General features: G+C 65.2%; 23 protein-coding genes. 13 read left to right on the top strand and 10 right to left on the bottom strand.

The genetic code is table 11. The annotated features are described in order from the left end of the window. Positions 1 to 2: 2 nt before the first annotated feature. Genes LVJ94_52845 through LVJ94_52835 form a run of 3 tightly spaced genes read left to right on the top strand, consistent with a single transcriptional unit; the run spans position 3 to position 2,913 of the window. Positions 3 to 662 (top strand): EboA domain-containing protein, encoded by a 660-nt coding sequence (locus LVJ94_52845; protein WXB05572.1) that lies wholly within the window; start codon positions 3 to 5, stop codon positions 660 to 662. Continuing rightward, the gene (locus LVJ94_52840) at positions 659 to 1,540 is read left to right on the top strand and encodes a TatD family hydrolase (GenBank protein ID WXB05571.1); all 882 of its coding nucleotides are present in this window, start codon (positions 659 to 661) and stop codon (positions 1,538 to 1,540) included. The genes LVJ94_52845 and LVJ94_52840 overlap by 4 nt, the downstream gene beginning before the upstream one ends. Next, positions 1,537 to 2,913: an alkaline phosphatase family protein gene (locus LVJ94_52835; protein WXB05570.1), complete on the top strand. Its 1,377-nt coding sequence runs from the start codon at positions 1,537 to 1,539 to the stop codon at positions 2,911 to 2,913. The genes LVJ94_52840 and LVJ94_52835 overlap by 4 nt, the downstream gene beginning before the upstream one ends. A gap of 3 nt (positions 2,914 to 2,916) precedes the next feature. On the opposite strand, the gene LVJ94_52830 is transcribed toward LVJ94_52835, so the two are convergent. Further along, a complete protein-coding gene (locus LVJ94_52830) occupies positions 2,917 to 3,330 on the bottom strand; it encodes a RidA family protein (GenBank protein ID WXB05569.1) in 414 nt (137 codons plus the stop codon). A gap of 261 nt (positions 3,331 to 3,591) precedes the next feature. Further along, the gene (locus LVJ94_52825) at positions 3,592 to 4,527 is read right to left on the bottom strand and encodes a hypothetical protein (protein WXB05568.1); all 936 of its coding nucleotides are present in this window, start codon (positions 4,525 to 4,527) and stop codon (positions 3,592 to 3,594) included. 378 nt (positions 4,528 to 4,905) lie between these two features. On the opposite strand from LVJ94_52825, the gene LVJ94_52820 reads away from it, so the two are divergent. The 4 genes from LVJ94_52820 to LVJ94_52805 are packed head-to-tail and all read left to right on the top strand — an operon-like array spanning position 4,906 to position 8,154. After that, positions 4,906 to 5,967: a hypothetical protein gene (locus tag LVJ94_52820; protein ID WXB05567.1), complete on the top strand. Its 1,062-nt coding sequence runs from the start codon at positions 4,906 to 4,908 to the stop codon at positions 5,965 to 5,967. Positions 5,968 to 6,026: 59 nt separating this feature from the next. Next, positions 6,027 to 6,653: a sigma-70 family RNA polymerase sigma factor gene (locus tag LVJ94_52815; GenBank protein ID WXB05566.1), complete on the top strand. Its 627-nt coding sequence runs from the start codon at positions 6,027 to 6,029 to the stop codon at positions 6,651 to 6,653. Continuing rightward, the gene (locus LVJ94_52810) at positions 6,650 to 7,519 is read left to right on the top strand and encodes a hypothetical protein (protein WXB05565.1); all 870 of its coding nucleotides are present in this window, start codon (positions 6,650 to 6,652) and stop codon (positions 7,517 to 7,519) included. The genes LVJ94_52815 and LVJ94_52810 overlap by 4 nt, the downstream gene beginning before the upstream one ends. A 5-nt stretch (positions 7,520 to 7,524) precedes the next feature. Beyond that, entirely contained in the window at positions 7,525 to 8,154 is a 630-nt protein-coding gene (locus LVJ94_52805; protein ID WXB05564.1) for a hypothetical protein, read from the top strand. Here LVJ94_52805 and LVJ94_52800 read toward each other — a convergent pair. From LVJ94_52800 to LVJ94_52790, 3 genes are read right to left on the bottom strand one after another with little or no spacing between them, the layout of a single operon-like run. Next, positions 8,130 to 9,020 carry a UbiA family prenyltransferase gene (locus tag LVJ94_52800; GenBank protein WXB05563.1) on the bottom strand — a complete coding sequence of 297 codons (891 nt, stop codon included), beginning with the start codon at positions 9,018 to 9,020 and terminating at the stop codon, positions 8,130 to 8,132. The genes LVJ94_52805 and LVJ94_52800 overlap by 25 nt on opposite strands. Then, the gene (eboE, locus tag LVJ94_52795; GenBank protein ID WXB05562.1) at positions 9,017 to 10,225 is read right to left on the bottom strand and encodes a metabolite traffic protein EboE; all 1,209 of its coding nucleotides are present in this window, start codon (positions 10,223 to 10,225) and stop codon (positions 9,017 to 9,019) included. The genes LVJ94_52800 and eboE overlap by 4 nt, the downstream gene beginning before the upstream one ends. Continuing rightward, positions 10,222 to 11,391 carry a 3-dehydroquinate synthase gene (locus tag LVJ94_52790; protein WXB05561.1) on the bottom strand — a complete coding sequence of 390 codons (1,170 nt, stop codon included), beginning with the start codon at positions 11,389 to 11,391 and terminating at the stop codon, positions 10,222 to 10,224. The genes eboE and LVJ94_52790 overlap by 4 nt, the downstream gene beginning before the upstream one ends. 176 nt (positions 11,392 to 11,567) lie before the next feature. Between LVJ94_52790 and pstB the strand changes: the two genes are divergently transcribed. From pstB to phoU, 5 genes are read left to right on the top strand one after another with little or no spacing between them, the layout of a single operon-like run. After that, positions 11,568 to 12,311, top strand: a complete 744-nt coding sequence (pstB, locus tag LVJ94_52785) for a phosphate ABC transporter ATP-binding protein PstB (protein ID WXB10828.1) — start codon at positions 11,568 to 11,570, stop codon at positions 12,309 to 12,311. Then, positions 12,311 to 13,246, top strand: a complete 936-nt coding sequence (locus LVJ94_52780; protein ID WXB05560.1) for a phosphate ABC transporter substrate-binding protein — start codon at positions 12,311 to 12,313, stop codon at positions 13,244 to 13,246. The genes pstB and LVJ94_52780 overlap by 1 nt, the downstream gene beginning before the upstream one ends. A 3-nt stretch (positions 13,247 to 13,249) precedes the next feature. Then, positions 13,250 to 14,206, top strand: a complete 957-nt coding sequence (pstC, locus tag LVJ94_52775; GenBank protein ID WXB05559.1) for a phosphate ABC transporter permease subunit PstC — start codon at positions 13,250 to 13,252, stop codon at positions 14,204 to 14,206. Then, positions 14,203 to 15,297, top strand: coding sequence for a phosphate ABC transporter permease PstA (gene pstA / locus LVJ94_52770; protein WXB05558.1), 1,095 nt, complete (start codon positions 14,203 to 14,205; stop codon positions 15,295 to 15,297). Before pstC ends, pstA begins: the two co-directional genes overlap by 4 nt. A gap of 26 nt (positions 15,298 to 15,323) precedes the next feature. Then, positions 15,324 to 16,016: a phosphate signaling complex protein PhoU gene (gene phoU / locus LVJ94_52765; GenBank protein WXB05557.1), complete on the top strand. Its 693-nt coding sequence runs from the start codon at positions 15,324 to 15,326 to the stop codon at positions 16,014 to 16,016. A gap of 3 nt (positions 16,017 to 16,019) precedes the next feature. Here the strand turns inward: phoU and LVJ94_52760 are convergent, their stop codons facing one another. Genes LVJ94_52760 through LVJ94_52750 form a run of 3 tightly spaced genes read right to left on the bottom strand, consistent with a single transcriptional unit; the run spans position 16,020 to position 19,085 of the window. After that, a complete protein-coding gene (locus LVJ94_52760) occupies positions 16,020 to 16,595 on the bottom strand; it encodes a Uma2 family endonuclease (GenBank protein ID WXB05556.1) in 576 nt (191 codons plus the stop codon). A 4-nt stretch (positions 16,596 to 16,599) separates the two neighbouring features. Continuing rightward, positions 16,600 to 18,399 carry a cell wall metabolism sensor histidine kinase WalK gene (locus LVJ94_52755; GenBank protein ID WXB05555.1) on the bottom strand — a complete coding sequence of 600 codons (1,800 nt, stop codon included), beginning with the start codon at positions 18,397 to 18,399 and terminating at the stop codon, positions 16,600 to 16,602. After that, positions 18,396 to 19,085, bottom strand: coding sequence for a response regulator transcription factor (locus LVJ94_52750; GenBank protein WXB05554.1), 690 nt, complete (start codon positions 19,083 to 19,085; stop codon positions 18,396 to 18,398). The genes LVJ94_52755 and LVJ94_52750 overlap by 4 nt, the downstream gene beginning before the upstream one ends. A gap of 158 nt (positions 19,086 to 19,243) precedes the next feature. Here LVJ94_52750 and LVJ94_52745 point away from each other — a divergent pair, with 158 nt between their 5' ends. Then, positions 19,244 to 19,753 (top strand): hypothetical protein, encoded by a 510-nt coding sequence (locus tag LVJ94_52745; protein WXB05553.1) that lies wholly within the window; start codon positions 19,244 to 19,246, stop codon positions 19,751 to 19,753. On the opposite strand, the gene LVJ94_52740 is transcribed toward LVJ94_52745, so the two are convergent. After that, entirely contained in the window at positions 19,750 to 20,382 is a 633-nt protein-coding gene (locus LVJ94_52740; GenBank protein WXB05552.1) for a TetR/AcrR family transcriptional regulator, read from the bottom strand. The genes LVJ94_52745 and LVJ94_52740 overlap by 4 nt on opposite strands. 7 nt (positions 20,383 to 20,389) lie before the next feature. Continuing rightward, entirely contained in the window at positions 20,390 to 21,157 is a 768-nt protein-coding gene (locus tag LVJ94_52735; GenBank protein WXB05551.1) for a hypothetical protein, read from the bottom strand. Position 21,158: the final 1 nt, after the last annotated feature.

Raw genomic sequence — 21,158 nt, 5'->3', positions numbered from 1 at the left:
TAATGAGCGAGATGGCCTTTCGACTCGAGGCGCTACTTCAAAAAAGAGGCGCGGAGAAGCCCCCCGAGTGGTCCAGCCGAGATCGCTTTCTCGCGGACTATTCGTCACTTTCGCGCAAACTCGGCAAAAAACCGCTCGCACTCGAGGAAAACGAGCGTGCCGTGCTACGCGCAAACGGCATTCCCTGGTCGCTCGAGGCCTGGGGCATCGACGAGTTGGGGCGGGTCGTCGCCCTCACACGCGCCGCGCGTGTCGTCGAAACGAACGACTTCCGCGAGCTCGTGGAGACGTGCTACGCGCAGGGCGACAATCGCGAACGCACCGCGGTGTTGCGCGCGCTCCCTTTTTTGCCAGACGGCGAGCTCTTCGTGCCCCTGGCCGTCGAGGCCTGTCGCTCCAGCGTGGATACGATCTTTCAGGCGATCTGCTGCGACAATCCCTTCCCCGCGCGGCATTTCCCCGAGGCGAACTATTGCCAGATGGTCATCAAAGCCCTCTTCACCGGCGCGACCGTGCCGCGCATCGTTGGATTGACGGAGCGCACTTCGAGCGAGCTCGTTCGAATGGCCAATGACTTCGCGTCGGAGCGGCGGGCCGCAGGGCGCGCCGTTCCGGACGATTTGGAGTACTTGCTCAACCTAGGCCGCGAGGTGAACCAGTGACGTTCTTCGATCCACACATCCACATGACGTCGCGGACGACCGACGACTACGAGTCCATGGCCGCAGCGGGCATCCGTGCCATCATCGAGCCGGCGTTTTGGCTCGGGCAGCCGCGCAACCACGTGGGCACCTTCGAAGACTATTTCACCGCGCTGATCGGCTGGGAGCGTTTCCGCGCCAGCCAATTCGGCATCGTGCACTATTGCACCTTGGCGTTGAATCCCAAGGAGGCCAACAATCCTCGCGTGGCCGACGACGTCATGGCCCTTTTGCCGAAGTATCTGGAAAAGGACGGCGTGGTCGCGATCGGCGAAATTGGATTCGACGATCAGACGCCGGCCGAGGAGAAATACTTCGCGCAGCACCTGGAGCTGGCCAAACGCTTCGACCTCCCCGTGCTCATTCACACCCCGCACCGCGACAAGAAGCGCGGCACGGAGCGGAGCTTGGCCCTGGTGCGCGAGCAACGTTTTCCAGAGGAGCTCGTGCTCATCGATCACAACACCGAGGAGACGCTCCCCCTGGTGCTGGATACGGGATGTTGGGCAGGGCATTCCATTTATCCCAATACGAAAATGGACGAAGTGCGCATGGCGGCGCTCGTCCAGAAATATGGCGCCGAGCGTATCCTGATCAACAGCGCGGCCGATTGGGGCATGAGCGACCCGCTGAAGGTGCCCAAGACGGCGGCGCACATGCGCAGCGTGGGCATCGCGGAAGAGGCCATCGCGCGCATCGTTTGGGCGAACCCCATTGCCTTCTTCGGGCAGACGGGGCGCATCGCCAAGGAAGATCTGGGCGAGCACCCTCTCGTCGATCAATCGAAGCTCTGGGAGGGTAACTCGGTGCTTCGCGGGCAGACGCCGCGGCGGGCATGAGCATGCGCCGAACCGTCGTGTTGGACGTGGTCGGCCTCGCGCGCGATCTCATCGGCGAGGCCACGCCGAACCTGGCGCGGCTCGCGCGCGACGTCGGCGTTCGTTCGCTCGAGACCGTGCTGCCGGCGGTCACCTGCTCCGTGCAATCGACGTTCACCACGGGGCTTTCGCCACGCGAGCATGGTTGCGTAGGCAACGGATGGTACTTTCGCGATTTGGCCGAAGTGTGGTTCTGGCGCCAATCGAATCATCTGGTGGGCGGTGAAAAGATCTGGGACGCCGCCAAAAAGCGGGACGCCGCGTTTTCCTGCGCCAAGCTGTTCTGGTGGTACAACATGTACAGCTCCGCGGATTTTGCGGTCACCCCGCGGCCGCTCTATCCGGCCGATGGCCGCAAGATTCCAGACATCTACACCGAGCCCGCCGAACTTCGCGAGGAGCTGAACGCACGCCTGGGAAATTTTCCCCTTTTCAACTTTTGGGGCCCCAAAGCGGGCATCGTCTCGAGTCAGTGGATTGCCGATTGTGCAAAACACGTTTTCGACACGAAGAAGCCGACGCTAACCCTCGTGTACCTGCCGCATCTGGACTACGATCTTCAGCGGCTGGGGCCGGACAATCCGCTCATGGCCAACGCGTTGCGCGAGATCGACGGCGTCGTAGGGGAACTGGTGGAGCACTTCCGGCGGCACGATGCGCGGGTCATCGTACTTTCCGAATATGCCATCACCAAGGTAAGGGGGCCGGTGCACATCAACCGCGTGCTGCGGAGCGCCGGGCTTCTGCGGGTGCGCGAGGAGCTCGGGCTGGAGAAGCTCGACGCGGGCGGTTCCGAAGCGTTCGCGGTGTCCGATCATCAAGTGGCCCACGTCTACGTGCGCCGCCAGGAGCGCATCGCCGAGGTGAAGCGCCTGCTGGAGGGCGTCGAGGGCATCGACCAGGTCCTGGGCGAGGAAGAGAAGCGCGCCGCCGGCCTCGACCACCCGCGCTCGGGCGAGTTGATTGCCTTATCGAAGCAAGATACCTGGTTTACCTATTACTATTGGCTCGACGATGGGCGGGCACCCGATTTCGCGCGCACCGTCGATATCCATCGCAAACCGGGATACGATCCGGCCGAATTGTTCGTCGATCCCGCGCTGCGGCTTCCCATGCTGCGTGTGGGGCGGCGTATCGCGCAGAAGGCGCTCGGCTTCCGCATGCTGATGGACGTCATTCCCCTGGACGCCAGCTTGGTCAAAGGCTCCCACGGCCGCATCACCACACAAGACCGCGCCCCGGTATTCCTCTCGACCGAGCCTTCGCTGGTTCCCGAAGGCCCGGTGCAAGCAGCCTCGGTCAAAGACCTGGTGCTGCGTCACATCTTTTCTTGATCGTCACGGCACGTAGGCGATGGCTTCCATCTCGACGAGCAACTCGGGCCGAACGAGCCGGAAGACCTGGACCAGGCTGCTGGCCGGCGCACGCCCCACGTCGATGTAGCGGTCGCGCACCTCGCGAAACACGGTGAGGGTCTCCGGCCGCACGTCGGTCATGAAGATGGTCAACTTGATGACGTGCCCAAAGTCGGTGCCGGCCGCGGCCAACGCCGCGCGGACGTTGGTGAAAACCTGCTCCACCTGCGCACGCATGTCCCCGACACCGACGACATTGCCCTTGGCATCGATGGAAATCTGGCCGGAAGTGTAAATCGTTCGGCCAGGCCCCACCTCCACCACATGGCTGTAACCGGGCGGCGTAACGAGCTCGGGCGGATTGATATGGCGTGCAGAAGACGCAGATGACGACATGGCCGAAGAGGTAGCAGGAACCGGCGCCGAAGCGCACCCCGCGACCCCAAGGAGCAACACGAAAGACCAAAGGCGCATACGGGTACTCTAGGAGAAATTCACAGGAAGACGGGAAGACGGGAAGTTTTTTTGTTTCAGTGACCTCACTGGGCCAACTGAAAACCCAAAACCAGCGTTCCGCGACGGGTCATGCCGTCAGTCCTTCCCGCCTTCCCGTCTTCCTGTGAATTCTCTCTCCTAGGGTATCGCGGGCTTAACTGGTCACTTGCAGGCGTCGTCGTTGCCGGTGTTCCACTGGCAGCCGTTGGCGCATTGCTTGATGACCGTGGTCGATACGCCGTCGGAGCCGCAGCGGTACAGTGTGTTGGCGTCGCCGTCGATCACGTCGCCGCCGCAGTAGGCGCTGCCGGCGACGCAGCGGCAGCTGTCGTCGGTCCCGGAGTTCACGCTGCAGCCGTGCGAGCAGGTTCGAATGAGGGTGGCCGATTTGCCGTCCGCATTGCACCGATACAGCTTGTTCGAATCGCCCGTGACTTTGTCGCCGCCGCAGTACCGCCCGCCGGAGACGCAGCTCGTCGAGCCCCCTCCCCCGCCGTTCTGCACGGCCTTCACGGCGTTGATTTCGGCATTGCTAATGGGGCAAATGTTGTCAATTGCGTTGTTCGCGAGACCATTTCGCTTTTGATAAAACGAATTGAGTTGGTTCTTCAGCGATTGCTTCAACACCGGAGTCCCCGCATACACCGCGTGGATATGCGCCCCGAACGCGGGCGGAACGCGCGACCATGCAGCGAAGCCCTCCATGCGGAGCTTGTGCACGCGCGTGCATGGCGCGGATGTCGACGTCACGTCGGTGGCCGCCGAATAGCCGGTTCCCGGCTCCGGGCAATGCGTGCCCACCGAGGCCTCGGCATCGCCGAACGTTTGAATGAGCTGCGAATCGGTCACGCCGGCCCGCTTGATGGCCGCATACGCCTTCGAATACATGTACGAAGGGGAACTCGAGTGTTTGCACGTATAGGGTGATGCACAGTAACACGTCGCCAGCGCACTCTCCCCCGTTGCCACGGCGTCGGCCTCGCCCATCTCTTCTTCCCCGTTTGCCGCGGGGTCGTTCTCATCGCGCGACGATGCACACCCCGCAGCCAGCGGGAAAGCGAGCAATGTCGCAACGACGCATGTCCAGATCTTCCTCATGGAATGTGGGTCCCTTCTCAGGTTCACGTCGGCCTCCGGCCTCCGCGGACCTCGGTGCTCGACTCGTGTAGGTGGAAGATGCTTATTCGCTGGCGCAATCAGCAGAATCCGCACCAAGCCGAGCAGAAGCGTGGGCCCACGCCATTTAGGACGTTAACGCCAACCGAGGGCACCGTACCTGGATCGTGCGTCCATCGAAATTTTGGTTCAATGGATCCAGGGATCGTGACGTTCTCTAGCGAAATTGGCTCCGCGATGAATCGCGATACCGTTCTACGTCGCGAGTAAGCAGGAATCGTGCGGGGCTTCGAGTCGCGCAACGTCGGAATGGTCCTCCAATGTCGGAATGAAACGTGCTCGTGCTAACTCCTACTTGCGATGCGGCACTGCTTCCTTGAAAGGACGATCCCACTCTCGCTCGCCGCCTTCGTGGTGCTGAGCGGCCGGTCGACCTACGCGCAGAACACCGTTTCGCTCGAGTGGAACGCGCCCCTCGCCGAGTGTGGAGATGGTGCCGCCGTCGAGGTGGAGGTGAATCGACTTCTCGGGGGTCAGCCCGTCGCCCCTGAAAAACGCGTTCGCGCGCGGGTGCGCATCGAGCGCGCGACCGATGGTGCGTGGCACGTCGATCTCGTCACGGAGCGAAGGGGCACGCGCGGGGAGCGGACGCTTTCGGCGGCGTCGTGCCGCGCGGCCGCCGATGCGACCGCGCTCATCTTGGCGCTGATCATCGATCCCACGCAGGTGGCGGCGACGCGCACGCCCACGGGCGCGGCCCCATCGTCGGACACGCCTGTCATGCCTGGGCGTGAAGCGCCGGCCACGGTGATGGAAACCTCCGCGGTCGAAGTGACACCCGCGCCATCGCCTCCCTCCGTTGCCGCGTCGGACCGCGCACCCCGGCCGCAAGCAACGGCGCCAAAAAAAGACGATACGACGGCGTTGGCGGCGGGCGTCTCTGGCCTCGGCGACCTCGGCGCACTGCCGACCGCCGCCGCGGGCATCGGGATCTTCGTCGCCTGGACGCCGGGACGCGCGCGCATCGAGGCTTCCGGCGTGGACTATCCCGATTCAACGACGCATGCGATGGGCGGGGGCGGCGGCAGCTTCCACCTGGCCACGGGCGCGCTCCGCGGATGTTACGCCGTCAACGTCCATTCGCCGTTCGAAAGCAGCCCCTGCGTCGGGTTCGAAGCCGGGGCCATGGGCGGCGACGGCTTCGGGGTGGCCACGCCGGGATCGGGTACGGCCTTTTGGGCAGCCAGCGTCGTGGGCGGCCTCTTCGCGTATCGCCTCACCCCCCACATCGCACTGCGCCTCGACACGGGCCTCTCGGTGGCCTTCGTCCGCCCGCGCTTCGTGCTCGACAACGCCGGCTTCGTGCACCGCCCTTCCGCCCTCGGCGGGCGCATGGCCTTCGGCATGGAAGTGCGATTTTGACCTCCGCCATCACAAAAGCCGAAAAGGCTGGCCACTCAGTCGAAGGAACACAGCATCGTATGCCGCTCAGTGTCACCGCGCCGCATTTGGTGGATGACCCATCGTTCCCGCCAGAACGTCGGGAACCGCAGGCGGCGATCCATTTCGACGGCGTCTATTCGGAGTACTTCGCATTCGTGTGGCGGAGCGCACGGCGGCTGGGCGTGAGCCCTTCGTCGATGGATGACGTGGTGCAGGAGATCTTTCTCGTCGTCCATCGCCGGCTGGGCGACTATCAGCACAAAGGTTCGATCAAGACGTGGCTGTTTGGCATCGTGCGGCGCATCGTCTCCCAACACCGGCGCACGGAGCGGAGAAAACCGTCGCACGCAGGAGCAAAGGAGGCGACCGATCTCGATGTCTTTCACGATCCAAAGTCGATCCCTCCCGATGCCTCGGCCGAACAGTCGCAGGCGATGCGCGTGCTCGATCGATTGCTCGACGAACTCGACGACGACAAACGCGAAGCGTTCGTCTTGTCGGAGCTCGAGGAGATGACCATCGCCGAAATCAGCGATGCGATCGACGTCAATCCGAACACCGTCGCATCGCGCATTCGGGCCGCGCGGCGCGCCTTCGAGGCTGCGCTCGAACGCTTCGAGCAAGGTGAGGCCCCGAGTCCGCGCAGCGAGCGGAGGCGCACGTGAGCAATCTGACGCCGAAGGCGCGCGCACTGCTCGAGCGCGCCGCCCGTGGCCACGAGCCCACGGACAACGATCGCGCACGGGTTCGTGCGCGGGTGGCGCGCAAAATTGCCCTCGGCACCTGCGTGGCGGGCGCCGCGTCGGCCACGTCCAAAACGCTGACCGCCGGCACGGGCGGGTTGTTGACGAAGACCGTCGTGTCCATCGCCATCGTGGGTACGGTGGGGGCGGGCGCCACGCACTGGGCCGCTTCCAGGCCGGAACCGAAAGCATGCGCCGTGGCCTCGGCGCCGCCATCGCATCCCGCGGCCGCGGCCGCGGCCGTCGCGAAACCGGTGAACAGGCCGGCCGAGGTGCCCGAGTTCCCCGCGGTGCCAGACGAGCCCGCGGTGCCAGACGTGCGCGCGGAAGCTGCGCCCGTGCCGCCGGCCCCCTCTTCTTCCGTCGTGATGACGCGAAAGCGCGCGGCGCCCGCCGCATCCGCGGCGCCCATGGCACCCGACATCGAGCCGGTGGTGGCGGCTCCGACGGAGCGCGCGGATCCGTTGGCCATGATCGACGAGGTGGATCTCTTGGCCCGCGCGCACGAAGCCTTGGCGCGGGGCGATGGATCGTTCGCCCTGCTCTTGGTGCAGGAGCACGGCCGCCGCTTCCCGAAGAGCGCGGTCGCGGAGGAGCGCGCAGCGGTGCGCGTGTTCGCTTTGTGCACGAGCGGGCGCGCGGCCGAGGCTGCACGCGAGGGTGCGCAGTTTCTCGAGCAACATCCGCGTTCGCCACTCGCCGAGCGCGTTCGCACCTCGTGCCCCGCGTCTTCAGGTACGTGGGGGGCTCCGCCGCCCCACACCCCCGAGAGGGGCGGCAATTTATGAGATGCATGGCGCTCACCTTCGCCTTGCTCGGATGCAGCGATCCCACTGTCTCCATCGGAAACGACACCGGACCGGTTCCCGTGGATCCGAGCACGGTCTCCGTGAGCGCCTCGCCCTGCCCCGGTGGCTACGAGCATGCGACCATCTGCTGCACGGGCGACAATGGGCAAAACGCCCCCGCGTGCATGCGCTACGTCGGCACGCCGTTTCATCCTTGCGCGGCCGGCTGGTCGACCTACCCCAACGAGAAGGTCTGCTGCTCGCTCGACAATCCGTCCGATTGCAGCACCGCCACCGGCCCAAAAAACACCAATGCCATCGTCGGCGCTGACGCGTGCGAGGGGCCACCGAAGTGCTCACCGGGAACGAGCCCGGACCCCTGGTGCGCGGGGTTCGGATGCTGGGCGTACGTGCCGGGCAGCAACGGAGAGCCGGCCACCCGCAAGGGCTTCTGCGACAGTGAAAAAACTCCGCCTTCCGCGCAGGACGGATTCCCCTCGTCGATTTGCGCGACCGACTGCCCGTCGATGTGGTTTCACTGGTCCGAACCGGGCGTGTGCTGCCGCCCGGACGACCAAGGCCGGGCGGAGATGTGCTTCGCGGCCACGCGCTACGTTCCACTCACGAAGCGCTGAAGCCACAGGGTGAGCGCGAAAGCCCCCACGGCAAGCGCGGCCGCGAACGACGGCCCCACGAGAACGGCATCGAGAAGCGAAATGCCTGCGATGAGCCGAACCACCGTGCGCGGAATGGCACCTGGAGCACCGCGACGTAGGTCCACCAAGGTAAAGACGATCCACGCCAGGAACGCGGCGTCGAGAAGCAACGCCGGTGCACTGCCAAAGGAACGGGGCAAGAGCGCGAAGAAGGGAATGAAGAGCAACGCCAGCGGCCAAAACCGGCGCAACGTGAACCGGGGCATTTTGCCCGCGAGGTACGCGCCCTCGTGCTTGGCCAAATACGTGAGCCCGATCAAATAGGACAAGAGGAGCGCCGCCCCCCCGAGCACCGGGGTCTCGCGGCGCAAGGTCACCGACAGCGCGGCGGTCACGTACACGAGAACGCGGCACACCCCCATGAGGATTGGGCCAATGGGATTTCCTTTGTGCCATGCATCGTAGAGAACGATGACCCCCGCCAGGGCCGCCGCCGACACGACGGGGAGCAGCCCCGCACCCGCCGCGAACGCATGCACCGCCACGGCGAGCACGCCTGCACCAAGCAAACCGAACCCGATGGTGAACACCTCGCGCGCCCCGATTTGGCCCGAGGGGATGGGCCGATCGGCGCGCTCGCGCGCGTCGATGTGACGGTCGAAGGCGTCGTTGAGAAACATGCCGCCGATGTACAGAAGCGAAAACGCGACCATGAGCACCACCACGCTGGCGGACGGCCACTCCGCTTCCGCGGCCTGCGCCAGGGCCACACCGGCCAAGGTGTTGCTCCAAACCGTGGGCAGGTTCGACACCCGCCCGAGACGCAGGTAAATCCGCCAGCTCACCGGCGCACGTCCAGCACGCCCAGCACCCAAAGCAACTCACGTGCAACGGCCTCGTCGACGTGCTCGTTTCGGTATTCGGGCGGGAGCACGTCCCAGGTGTACGTCTCCACCTCGAGGTGCGCGCTCACGGGCTGCTCGCGCTGGAGCAAAAGCAGCTCGCGCAGGTACGCTTGGGTGTTGCGAAATGGGCCGAGCGCCTCGCGGAAAATGGGAACATGAAAGTGCACGCGCAAATGGCGCGCCCCGGGCACCTTGGCCTCGAGCGCCTCGGGCAGGTCCAAATAGCGAATCAACCCGGTTTCACCGCGCTCGACGACTTGGTGCAAATACGTATCATCGACGAATCGCGCGAGCGCCAGCTTCGCCGGGTCCGCCTCACCGGAAAGCTGCACGTCCAATCCGGCGCTCAATTGGACTTTGTAGATGCCAATTCCCGCGTCGGCGAATTGCTGGGGCCCCACGCGTGGGTCTTCGAACTCCACGGCCATGTGGCACGCATCGAAACAGACGCCGACATGCTGGCGCACGGCCGCCTCCGCCTCGGAGGGCCCCAGCCGCGTCATCGTCCCGAACCGCGCGAGCGCATCGCGCGAGAGGACGTGCTCCTGGAAATACCGAATCGTCTCGTCCGTCGTTTCGAAATGGCAAAAAGGCTCCGGCTCTGCGGCCAGGCGCACCATTTTGCCCGTCGACGCGTGCAGCGCGTGGAACGACGCCGCCACGCGCAGCATATTGTTCGCCATCTGCGCGGCATCGGCCGACGAGGGCACGCGCGGCCGAAAGGCGCCCGGCACCGTGCTCACACTGCCGGTGACGCCCTCCGGAAGGAGTGCCGCGAGGATCTCCCCGAGCCGCTCGGTGTAACGAACCCGTTCCTCGTCGAACCAATCCGGCAGGTACACCGCTTCTTTGACGCGCGTGCCGTGGAATGGCCCGTAGGGAAAGCCGTTGATCGTAAAGACGTACGCGTCGTGTGCGCGCAGCCAGTCGCGAAAGGCGATGACCTCGTCGGGCCGGAGCGCGAGCTCCTCGGCAGCCTGCCCCGAAAGGCGCAAGCCCACCCCAAAGGCCCCCTCCCGCGCTACGCGCGCCTTCACCGCCAGAACATGTTCGACGACGTTGCGGCGGATCTCGCCCCATGTTTCGCCGGCATGGATGTTCGTGCAGTAGGTGAGGTGCGGCTCCCCCGTAATGGGCAGCTTCATCGGCGTGCCCGGGTTCGCAGGCGATCGAGCGAGGCGAGCATGCCCTCCTCGGAAATTTCGTGCACCTCCACCCCGTCGCCCGGGCCGCGTAGCAAGGTCACGCAAAGATCTCCGCCGAGGTGCTCGCGAAACTCGGCGAGGCCCTCGAACACGCGCAGCCGGCCGTCGGGCCCGACCATGGATAGGGCTTCGTCCCAAAGGGAAAAGCCCAATTGCTCGAGCAGTGCCAACACGGTTTCGGCAAGGCCCGGGGGCGCGAGGCCCACGTGCACCGAATACAAAGTATCGAGCGCCATGCCGATGGCCACGGCTTCCCCGTGGCGAAGGCGATACCCCGTTAGAGATTCCAATTTGTGCGCGGCCCAATGGCCAAAGTCCAGGGGGCGCGCGCTTCCTTTCTCGAAAGGGTCCCCCGATGTTGCGATATGGCGCAAATGCAATTCCGCACTTCGCCGCACGAGCTCCACCAGCGCCGCCGAGTCCCCCGCGCCCAGCGCGGCACCGTGCTCACGCATCCAGCTGAAAAATGCGGTATCGCGCACCAGGGCGACCTTGACCGCTTCGGCCATGCCGGCCACGCGATCGCGTGGCGACAACGTTGTCAGGAACTCCACATCGCAGAGGACACCATGCGGCGGGGCAAAGGTGCCGAGGAAGTTCTTTTTCCCAAAGGCATTGATTCCATTTTTCACGCCTACGCCGGAATCGGCCTGCCCGAGCACCGTCGTGGGAAAACGAATCAGGCGCACACCGCGATGGGCCACGGCGGCCGCATACCCCACCACGTCGAGCACGGCGCCGCCGCCAATGGCCAGCACGTACGAATGCCGATCGATGCGCAACTCGTGAATCTGGCGCAAAATGGCGCGGAACGTGGTCTCGTCGTTCTTGGCCGCCTCACCACCGGGCACGACCATGGGCGGAGCAATCAGTTCCAATCGATCGCCATGGGCCACGAAGTACGTCTCCATCGCGTGGGGGAGGTCGGGCCACGCCTCCATCACACCGCGATCGACGACCGCCCAGGCGCGACGGCGGCGAATGGCCGCGTCCGACTCGCCGGGGACTTCGCAAAGCATGGAACGTAGGAGCGGATTGTCGCTCGTGAAGACACGTTCCGTGAAGCAGACGCGATAGTCGAAGTGGACGTCAACGCGCTCTTCCATTTTCACCAGGAGTTTTACGCCCAAAGTGACCGAGGTCAAGCGTGGGAGAGGGTGCGCCACGTCACACGATCGTCACACGATGTTCACCCGGTCCCCTCCCGTGCTTCCCAAAGTGTGCGTCACACATGATCGCTTTAGCCCAGGCCAAGACGGAGCCTGCGAATGCATCCGTGAAGATGCGCGCGACCGACCTCTCCGTCCACTATGGATCGAAAAAGGCCATCGCTGGCGTGACGATCGACGTGCACGAGCATGAATCGCTCGCATTGATTGGACCGAGCGGGTGCGGAAAGAGCACCTTTTTGCGTTCCCTCAATCGGATGAACGACACGGTCGAAGGCATCCGAGTGGAAGGCACCGTCGAATTGGACGGCGAGCCCATCTACGCCGCCGACGTCGACCCGGTGCTTGTCCGGCGTCGCGTCGGAATGGTTTTTCAGCGTTCCACGCCATTCCCCAAGTCCATCTTCGAGAACGTTGCCTACGGGCTACGCATTGCGGGGCAGCAAAACGCCCGTGTCCTGGCCGAGAGCGTCGAGCGCGCCCTGCGCCGGGCGGCGCTTTGGGACGAGGTGAAAGATCGTCTCAGCGATTCCGGGATGGGACTCTCCGGCGGCCAACAGCAGCGACTCTGTATTGCGCGCGCGCTGGCCGTGGAGCCCGAGGTGCTCTTGATGGACGAGCCGTGCAGCGCGCTCGATCCGATTGCAACGGCCAAGGTCGAGGACCTCGTCTCCGACCTACGACATAGCGTGACCATCGTCATCGTCACGCACAACATGCAACAAGCCGCGCGCGTGTCGCAGAAGACCGGCTTCTTTTACATGGGGCGACTCGTCGAAGTGGGCGACACCTCCACCATCTTCACTCGGCCGCGGCATCGCGAGACCGAGGATTACATTACAGGGAGATTTGGCTGATGAATTCCATCGTGACGGCGCTCCGCACGGGCGTCCTTGGTACCTTGCCGCTTGCTTGTGCACTGCTTGGCGCGTGCGACAAATCGCAACCGCCCGCCCCTGCCGCTACCGCCGACGCATCCACGTCGACCAACAGCGCGGCCGTCGCCGACAAGAAGGAAGGGACCGTACGCGCGAGCGGGTCCAGCGCATTGCAGCCGCTGGTCAATGCCGCCAAGGAGAAGTACGAGACCGAGAACAAGGGCGCCAGCGTGGAAGTGTCCGCGGGCGGCTCGAAAAAGGGCTTGGCCGACGTCGCCTCCGGCGCCGTTCATATCGGCAACAGCGATATCTTCGCGCCCGATGATTTGAAATCCGGCCTGGTCGATCACAAGGTCGCCACCGTTGGATTCGCCGCCATGGCCAACAAAGGCCCCTACTCGGAAAAGATTGCCTCGCTCAGCGTGCAAGACCTGGCGAAAATCTTCTCCGGTGCGGTGAAGAACTGGAAAGAAGTGGGCGGTGAGTCGCAGCCCATCGTGGTCATCAACCGCGCCGCCGGCTCCGGTACGCGCACCGTGTTCGGCAACATCGTGCTCGGTGGCGACAAGTTCGTCGAGTCGCAGACGGAAGACAACTCCGGCGCGCTGGTCGCGAAACTCAAGCAAACCAAGGGCGCCATCAGCTATCTGGCGCTGTCCTTCAAGGACGACGAGCTGAAGACGTTCTCCCTCAAGGGCGACGGCGGCGTGGTGGAGCCCAACGCGGCGAACATCACCAGCGGCGCCTACCCGATCTGGTCGTACGAGCACATGTACACCAAGGGTGAGGCTGCCGGCTCGACCAAGGCCTTCCTCGATTACATTCTCTCGCCCGCTTTCCAAGACAACGTGCTCCCCAACGTGAAGGGCTTCATCGCCATCACGCAAATGAAGGTCTCGCGCGAAAAGGATTGAAGCGTGGCATCCAAGACCGCACTCGCTGCCGAAATTCCGCCATTCGTGCCCGCCGAGCGGTTGCGCGCGTCCGCGCGCCCTCGGTGGGGTGAAATTGCCATTCGCGGCTTCATCGCAGCGTGCGGCCTCTTCGTGGTGGTGGCGACGGCCGCCGTCATCATGTTCATTGCCCGGGCTGGCGTTCGCGGTATCCGCGACGTCGGCCTCGGTGCGCTTCTCAGCGGGGAAATCTGGAAGCCCGAGGCCAACGTCTTCGGCGGCTACCCGCTGATCTTCGGCACCGCCATCAGCGCGCTCGGTGCGGCGCTGGTGGGGGCTATTCCCGCGTTGCTCGCGGCCGTGTGGGTCTCCGAGCTCACCCCGAAGGGCGCGCGCTCGATCTACCGCCGCACCATGGAGGTCGCGGCGGCCGTTCCCAGCGTCGTGTACGGCTGGCTCGCGCTGGTGCACTTGGTGCCCCAGGCGGAATGGGTCGCGCACGCCCTGCACGGTGAAGACGTGCAGGTCAGCGGCGAGGGCCTCGCCTCCAGCGCGGTGCTCCTTGGCATCATGATCGCGCCCACGGTCTTTTTGCTCTCGCTGGATGCGCTTTCGCGCGTGCCGGGAACCTTGCGCGAAGCCAGTGCGGCGCTCGGCGCCTCGTCCTGGCAGACGGCGTTTCGCATTTGCCTTCCCGGGGCCGGGCGCAGCCTCTTCACCGCCGTGTTTTTCGGCTTCGCGCGCGCCGCGGGTGAAACCATGGCCGTGCAGATGGTCATCGGCGGCGCGCGACGCGTGCCGGCGAATCTGTTCTCGCCGACCACGACCATCTCGACGCAAATCGTCATGGATATGCAGAATGCGACGCCCAACACGACGGCGAGCAACGTTCTCTTTTCGATGTCGCTGGTGCTCTTGGTGCTGTCCGCAGGTGTGGTGCTGATTTCGCGCGTCGTCGGGCGCTGGGGGTCCAAGGCATGAGCACCCTGGCGGAGCTTCAGCGAACGCGCAGGCGGCATCGCCTCGTCGAAACGGTGCTCGAGCGCGGCCTGGCCACGGGCGCGCTCGGCCTGGCAGGCCTCTACATTTTGGGCCTCGTGGTGCTCGTCTTCCGCGGCGGGCACAAGGTCACGAGCTTCACGGTATTCCCCTCCCCGCTCCTCGACGTGCAGGGCGAGGACGTGGTGCGCTTCGTCATGGCGGCCTCGATCTTCGGGAGCCTCGCTTGGGGCATCACGGCGCTGGCGCGGCGTCTTTTTGCCACGGCGCTCGCGGCGCATCGAAGCAAACTGCGCATCGGCGTCGTGGTGGTGGCCGTCGCCTGTGCGGCGCTCTTCCGCGATCACCTGCCACGGTTCCTCATCGCGCTGCCGAGCGACACCACGGCGGGCGGTGGCGTCGGGCCGGAGATCTTCAACACGCTGTACGCGGCGGTTCTCAGCACGGCGATCACGCTTCCCGTCGGCATCGGCGCGGCCGTGTATCTGGCGCGTTTCGCCGGCGGCGGGAAGTTCGTGGCGGTGGTGCGGATGGCGCTCGATACGCTCGCGTCGCTTCCGAGCATCGTCTACGGCCTCTTTGGATTTCTCGTGTTCGTGGTGGAGATGCGCGCCGGCTATTCGCTGCTCGCGGGCGCGTTCGTCCTGGCGCTGCTCAATCTGCCGCTGGTCGTGGGCGTCGCCGAAGAGAGCATCCGCTCCGTTCCGGGAGAACTGGAAGATGCCAGCCTAGCCCTGGGGGCGACGCGCGTTCAGACGACGCTGCGTGTCACCATTCCCTATGCGTGGCCGGGCATTCTCAGTGCGCTCGTGCTGTCCATCGGCCGCGTGTTCGCGGAAAGTGCCCCGCTGGTCATGACGGCGGGAACCACCATTTCACGGGCCGACGCGTATTCGCTCAACCCGATGCGCGGCGGTGAAACGCTCGCGGTGCACCTCTGGTACGTGAATTCCGCGGGTCTCAGCCCCGACCGGGCCGATGTGAGCGCCGGCACCGCGGCCGTGCTCATCGTTCTGATTGGCGCTACGAACTTTCTGGCCTCGCGTCTGGCCCATTTTGGTGGAAGAAAATGAGTGTACCTTCCGTACCCCCTCTGAAGATGCACAGCTCACACACCAGCCGCGATTTCGAGGCCGAGCTCCGGGAGCTTCGGGCGCATACGCTCGCCATGGGCGCGCGGTGCGAGCGTAGTTTGCGCCTGGCGCTGGAGGCCTTCTGGGAAAACTCGATGAAGCTCGCCGCGGAGGTCGAGGAAATCGACCGCCACATCGACCGCGACGAGATGGAGATCGACGCGTTGGTTCTGCGCGTGCTCGCGCTGCGCCAGCCCGTCGCCTACGACCTGCGCTTCCTGGCGACGGCCCTCAAGCTGGTCACCGACTTGGAGCGGGTGGGCGACGAAGCGGTGAACATCGCCGAGCGCGCGAAAGAAGGGCACGGCGTGGCGAAGGATCAAGTGCGCGTCGCCCTGAAAGAGATGGCCGATCAAGCGCAGCAAATGCTCCGCGACGCGCTCGATGCCTTCGTCGAGGGCGAGGCCACCCGCGCCGCCCAGGTGCTCGAACGCGACGACACGGTGGACAACCTTTACGGCGGCATCCTGGGCTCGATGATGGAGTTCATGGCCACCAACCCCGCCGAGATCCCCGCGGCCATCCGCGTCATCAAGGTGGCCAAGTACCTCGAGCGGGTCGCCGACCACGCGACGAACATCGCCGAAGAGGTCATCTTCATGGTGCGCGGCGAAGACGTCCGCCACGTGCGCACGCATCCGCCGCCGAATGCGCGGTAGCGGCTAGTCCGAGCTGTTGAAAAGGAGAGCGACCTCGAGCTCCACTTCGTCGAAGGGCTCAGCGCGCACTTTCTGGCCACGCCCGGCGGTGAGCGCAACGAAGTAGCCTTCGTGCCCCCATCGGTGAACCATCAGCACTTGATGCTCGATATCGATGATCCAGTAGTGCGACACGCCGGCGCGGTGGTACCCGAATAGCTTTTCGTGAAGGTCTCGGTGCGCGTTCGACTTGGAGAGCACCTCCGCGACCCAATCGGGACGGATGCGCACGGGTCTTCCGGGGGGCATCTTCGGAACACGGTCTTTGCGCCAGCCGGCGAGGTCGGGACGGTACATTTCCTGGGTCTCGAGCTCGATGTCGATCTCGGCTCCGATCCACCATCCGCCGGGACCGCCACGCCCTCGCTGATACGGGCCTTTGAAGATCTCGATAACGGTCGTCTGTGCGTCGCCGTGCTCCCAAGTCGGAGCCGCCTTCTGCACGACCTCGCCGCCGACAATCTCGAGCCGATCCTCCTCGGGCCGATCTGCGATGTCCGCCCAGGTCGCCCCGTGAGTCCGCCGTCCCGCCGTGCTCATGGTGCTATCTTACCGCAACGTGGTTCTGCGCGCCCCAATCGGAGGTGCGGAGCTGCACCGTGAAGGTGGAGCCCTTTCCAATCTGGCTCTCCACGGAGATCTTGCCGCCGAGGGCCTCGGTCAGATGCTTCACGATGGAGAGGCCCAGGCCGGTGCCGCCGAGCTCGCGCGAGCGGCTCGCGTCGACGCGGTAGAAGCGCTCGAAGAGGCGCGGCAAATGTTTCTCGCCGATGCCCGGGCCCGTGTCCTCCACGGCGATGCGAACCATCTCGCCCTTCGTCTCCGCACAAAGCGTGACGGAAGAACCGGCGGGGCAGTATTTGACGGCGTTCTCCACCAGGTTCGACAGGATTTGTTCCAATGCACGTCCATCCGTTTCCAAGGTGGGAGCCGGATGGGAAATGCGCATTTCCAGTCGAATCTGTTTGCGCTCGGCGCGATCGCGGAAGAGCCCCACCACGATGTGGAACAAGCTCGTGATGTCGACCCGCTCGCGCTTGATGCGAAATTCCTTGGATTCGATGCGCGACAAATGCAGCAAATCCTCGATGAGGCTTTGCAGGCGCTGCGCGTTGCGCTCGATCATGTCGATGAAGCGGACCGCCGCATTCGGATCGGACACCGCCCCGCGGAGCGTCTCCGCCGCCGAACGAACCGCCGCCACCGGCGTGCGCAACTCGTGCGAGACGTTGGCCACGAAGTCGCGACGCAGCGATTCGAGCCGGCGCACGTCCGTCACGTCCACGATGACGGCGATCATGCCCTCGTCGCCCTCGTCGTGAAGTGCCGTCGCACCCACGAGAAGGCGCCGCGGCTTGATGCCCGGGAGCTCGAGCTCCCCGGACGATTGCCCATCCGCGCGTGCCATTTCCAGCAGCATGTGCAGCTCGGCGTGGCGCACCACCTCGACCAGCATTTTGCCGACGGCGTCGGCGGGCAGAAGCAGCATCTCGCGCAACGCATGGTTCATGGTGACCACGCGCGCCTCGGCATCGAGAACGAGGACGCCCTCGTGCATGCCCTCCAGAATGCGCCGCTGCAGATCGCGCTCCGTCCGCAGCTCGGCCAGCGTATTTTCCAGGCTTCCCGCGAGCTGGTCGAGCGCGTGCCCCAGCTCCGCGAGCTCGTCGGAGCCGGAGATGTGCGTGCGCACGTCGAGATCGCCCGATTTCATGCGGCGTGCGGTCTCGGTGAGGCTTCGCACCACGGCGGACATGCGCTGCGCGGCGGCGCTCGAGAGGAACACCGCAAGGGCCAGCGCGATGATGAAGGCGAAGAGCACGATGCGGTGCACGGCGCCGATGGCCTCGTCCACCATGCGCAGCGGCTTGGCCACGCGGGCGACACCGGCCTCGCGCCCATCGCGCGCGAAGAACGGAACGGCCGCGTACATCATGCGTTCGCGCACGGTGGCGCTCAGGCGTGTGCTGCGTCCGTGGCCATTGGCGAGCGCGGTGGCCACCTCCTCGCGCGTCGCATGGTTCTCGAGCGCGGAGATCTTCGCCGCGTCCACCTCTGAATCACCGAGAACGCGCCCGTCGCTGGCCACCAAGGTCACGCGGCCATCGGCCACGCCTCCGAAGCGGTCTGCGAGATGGTCCCACGCTTCGAGATCCCCCTCGGCAATCGAGGCATTGCCCGCCTCCAATGCGACGAGCTTGGCGCGGACGAACAGATCCTGCTCGATGTCGTTGGTGAGGTACCGATCGATGGCATGCGTGAGGTACGCATCCCCAATCGTCACGGAAATGGCGATGACGGCAAACGAGGCGAGAAATAGCTTGAGGCGAACCCCTAGCCTCAATGCTCCGCTTCGGGGAACTCGGAGAACCGGTATCCCACGCCCCGCACGGTCTCGATGTACTGCCCGGCGTCACCCAGCTTCTCGCGAAGGCGCTTCACGTGGGTGTCCACCGTGCGAGACATGATTTCGGCTTCGATGCCCCACACGTCGCTCAGCAGCACCGAGCGAGTCTGGACACGATTCTTGCGATCGAAGAGCGCCACCAGGAGCTTGAACTCGAGGGCGGTGAGCGTGACCTCTTCTTCGCCGACCCACACGCGGTGTGCGTGGCGATCGATGCGCAGCACGCCGAAGTGGCTATGTGGAACCGTCGCCGTGTCGGTGCGGCGGAGGACCGCCTGCACGCGCAGGAGAAGCTCCCGCACGCTGAACGGCTTGGTCACGTAATCGTCGACGCCGAGCTCGAAGCCCAGCACGCGATCGATCTCTTCGGATTTGGCGGTGACCATGATGACCCGCACGTCTTGCGTGGAGGGCATCTTCTTCATTGTCTTGCAAACCTCGATGCCCGACACGTCGGGAAGCATCAGGTCCAGCAGAACCAAATCGGGTGGGGTGGAGCGCACGGAGCGCAGGCCTTCGGCGCCTGTTGCGGCAACCTCCACCGAATGCCCCGCCTGAGCGAGGTTGTACTCGAGGATGTCGCGCAAATCGGCTTCGTCTTCGACGACTAGAACACGGGCCATAGGGTTGACCTCGAGTACAGATGGGAGAAGTCGGGATGATGCGGGCCGTGTGACAGTTGCGTGACAGTCTGTTCTATAAGACCTTTCATCACACGAAGCGAGCTCCTGAGCGAGGGGTGGATCTTCGCGCTTCCGTCTTCGTAGAATGAAAAAACCCGATGCACCATCGTCGATTGCTTTCTCTTCTCTTCTTGGCCCTGGTCGCAACCGGCTGCGGTGCAGCCCGATCGAGCGAGGCCCCTGCCCCCATGGCCACGGCCCCAGCCGAACCGGAGCCCACCACGTTGCAGGAAGCGCAGGCCCAGTTGGAGCGCGCGAAAGCTCAGCTCGGCGTGGCCAACGCTCCGTCGGCCGATGCGAGCGGGGCCAGCGCCGCACGCGCGCCGTCGTCGGCCCCGCCCCCGCCTCCGTCGCCGCAACCCGCACAGGCTCCCGCGCCGAAGGCCGCGCAGCCGTTGGAGTCGAAGGGTGGGGCCGCCGCGCAGTCCTACAAGGCCGAGGAAGCCGCGGTCGATCCCTGCGCCGATTCCTGCCGCGCCCTTGCATCGATGCGCCGCGCGGTGGCCGCCATCTGCCGCATCGCCGGCGATTCCGACGCGCGCTGCACCGACGCCAAGGCCACCCTGGCCACCGGCGAACAGCGCGTTTCGACGTGCCGTTGTCCTTAATCCGGCAAGAGCCGCATCGAGAGGTAGCGGACGTAGCGTTCGCGGGCGGAGGCCGTGGGCAGTTGGTCCGGGGCGATGCGCGCCATTTGGACCAGGCCCAGGTACGCGGAATAGGCGAGGAGCGCCGCGGAGCGGGCGTCGGCCGGGGTGAGTCCCGTGCGCCGGTAGGTGTCGACCAGGTATTCGAGCCGGCGCGATGCGACGCGTGCCACCACGGGTGCGACGGCAGGGTGCTCGGCGGCGGCGAGAACGGCCATCTCGATGGGCGCGTACGTCTCGTTCTCGGAGAACACCGTCATGAGCAACTGCTGCAGCCGATCGCGCGGGCGCTCCAGTGCCTCGAGCCGCTCGATGATGGCCTGGGTGCAGATCTCTTCCCACCGCTCGAGCGCCGCCCGGACCAGCGCGAGCCGATCTTCGAAGTGCCAGTAAAAGCTGCCCTTGGTCACGCCAAGCGTGCGCGCCACCTCGTCGATGGTCACCGCGGCGAGGCCGCTCTTGCCGATGGCCCATAACGCGGCATCGGCCCAATCGCGCGGGGAAAGGGCGCGGTTTTCGGGACGGCCGGGACGGCGGCTCGGAGCTCGAAGGGGAGCGGTGGCGGCGGAGGCTCGGGCGCGTCGAGGCATGGCGTTGTCACGGCTTGGGGGGAACGAGTTCGGCACCGGGCGTGTCGAACGTGTTCGACGCTCCGCCCGAGGTCACCACGTAGTCTTTGCCGTTGATGTCGACCACGTCGACGATCACCTCGACGGAAACGTTGCCCGCCTCGTACGTGCGCAACCCGAGGTCGAAGCCGACCATCGCAGGGATCGTTTTCGGAATGAGGGGCGAGACCACCGGGTCGAACACGCTGGAGCGGTTCTGCAGGTTGAAGATGCGGTTGATGATCCCGTTCACGTTGGCGCCAGCAGGCGGCGCCGCAATCACGGCCTGGGCGGTGGCCAGGTCCGTAGCCAATTCGACGGTGTCGTCGGGCGTGATGATGCCCTCCACACGGGATTTCGGCCCCACGATGAAGAACTTGTCGAAGCCGCTGAAGTCGGGGGTCACCTGCTCCTCGTTGACCACCTGGATGCCCGGCTTGTAGCGAACGAATTCGTTCCACGGGTCGACGAGGAGCTCCACGCTGTGCTTTTGGTCGTCGAGGTTCGATATCGTAAATCGAATTTCGATCTGCAGGTCCCCCGCCACGATGCCCGACGCACGCCGTATCGGGAGACGAACCGGCGTGCCAACTTGGTAGATGCGGGACTCGCCGTCGTCGTAGAGCGGTGGGAGCTCGCGGGTCATTCCGACGACCACCGGCTCCACGACGACGTGATCGCCGCTGGCGCACGCCGCCGCCCCTAGCAAGAGGCCGAACGAGAGCTGGCGGCAAGAGAACGGGGCCCGAGGATTCACG

The organism is Sorangiineae bacterium MSr11367 (assembly GCA_037157805.1).
GTDB lineage: Bacteria > Myxococcota_A > Polyangia > Polyangiales > Polyangiaceae > Pendulispora > Pendulispora rubella.
The sequence above is the reverse complement of the archived record's forward strand: the minus strand, read 5'-3'. Positions and strand labels throughout refer to the sequence as shown.